Below are 1,145 nucleotides of genomic sequence, written 5' to 3'. Positions count from 1 at the left end.
CTCATCCGTCAGGTCCGACGGATAGCGCTTGGTCTTCTTGGCGATCGCGGCCATCCGGCCTCGGGTCTTATGGGTCCACATCCACAGGGTGAATCACATCCCTCCCGCCAAGGGAAGCCCATCAGATCAAGTTTCCAAACAGTCTCTTACATTTGAGATGCTGGGCAAAGAGGTAACAGTTTCCCGCTCGCCTTCAACAAAAGGTAAGCTCGAAGTTCTATCTGACTTTCGCGACTGGCTGGTTCGTCCAGAGGTTAATCCAAAAACAAATGATGTCACCATCAATAGGAATGCTTGGAATGACTTACTCGGGTAAGCCTTTTTCAGGCTTCCGCCTGTTGATGACATAGAGGCACGGTCGAACCTAAGTAATAGCTCCTGTTTGGCCTTCTTCGCTCGCCGATCACGCGACGGGGCGTTCGACAACTGGGTACTCACGCATCGTTCGCAATCTCCTCTTCAACAGGCGATCCCTTTGTTTCACATGCTCGGCCTCGACCCAGAGGTTGCCCTGAAATTCGTCCGGCTGGCGGAAACAAGGAAAGCTGCAACGGAATTGAAGCGAGCTATTGCCGAGGGTCTAGTTTCTGAAACGATTGGCTCGACTGGACACCTCCGAAACGAGCTTGTGAAAGCTCGTCGGAAGACCGAAAGGCTGAGGTCGCGCTTAGCTGGCGCTGACGTTGTCGATTTCTATGGTGAATATGAGCGGGAAGCCGCATCCGAGAAATTGCAGATGCGAACTATGTCGATGAACAAACGATCGAGGACCTCGTCGCGCCACCGCAGACGAAGCTGAGCCAGCTGTGCCGGATATCGCTCGCCTTTTTGAAGAAGCCCAGGTAGTCCTCCCTGGCGTTTCGTTGAGACGATACGAGGAAGTTCGGCGATTCCATGAGGCTGTAGTCTCAAATCGACGAGCTCACCTCGAGGCAGAGCTTCAAACTATTAGACGCCGCGTTGCAGAGCGGAGCAAAGATCGGGACCAACTAATAGCTAGAGCCCTTTCCGCCTACTCCGGTTCATATCCAGCGGCTCTGAAGTAGTTGGCGCATTCGTCGGGCGAGAACTCGTCCAGGAGCTCACCGATGGTCTGCCAGAGCACGTCCTTCGTGCGGGCGGCTGCCTTGCGCAGCAGTGCCTTG

At 54.5% G+C, this 1,145-nt stretch carries 2 pseudogenes; one reads left to right on the top strand and one right to left on the bottom strand.

The features are described 5' to 3' along the window. Window positions 1-803: 803 nt before the first annotated feature. Window positions 804-1,046, top strand: a pseudogene (locus AB4097_RS21440) (ABC-three component system protein); the annotation flags it as partial. Here AB4097_RS21440 and AB4097_RS21435 read toward each other — a convergent pair. Further along, window positions 1,013-1,145: pseudogene (locus AB4097_RS21435) on the bottom strand (IS630 family transposase); the annotation flags it as partial. The pseudogenes AB4097_RS21440 and AB4097_RS21435 overlap by 34 nt on opposite strands.

Source organism: Microvirga sp. 2MCAF35 (assembly GCF_052115545.1).
Lineage (GTDB): Bacteria > Pseudomonadota > Alphaproteobacteria > Rhizobiales > Beijerinckiaceae > Microvirga.
This window is presented reverse-complemented; position numbering and strand designations above follow the sequence as displayed.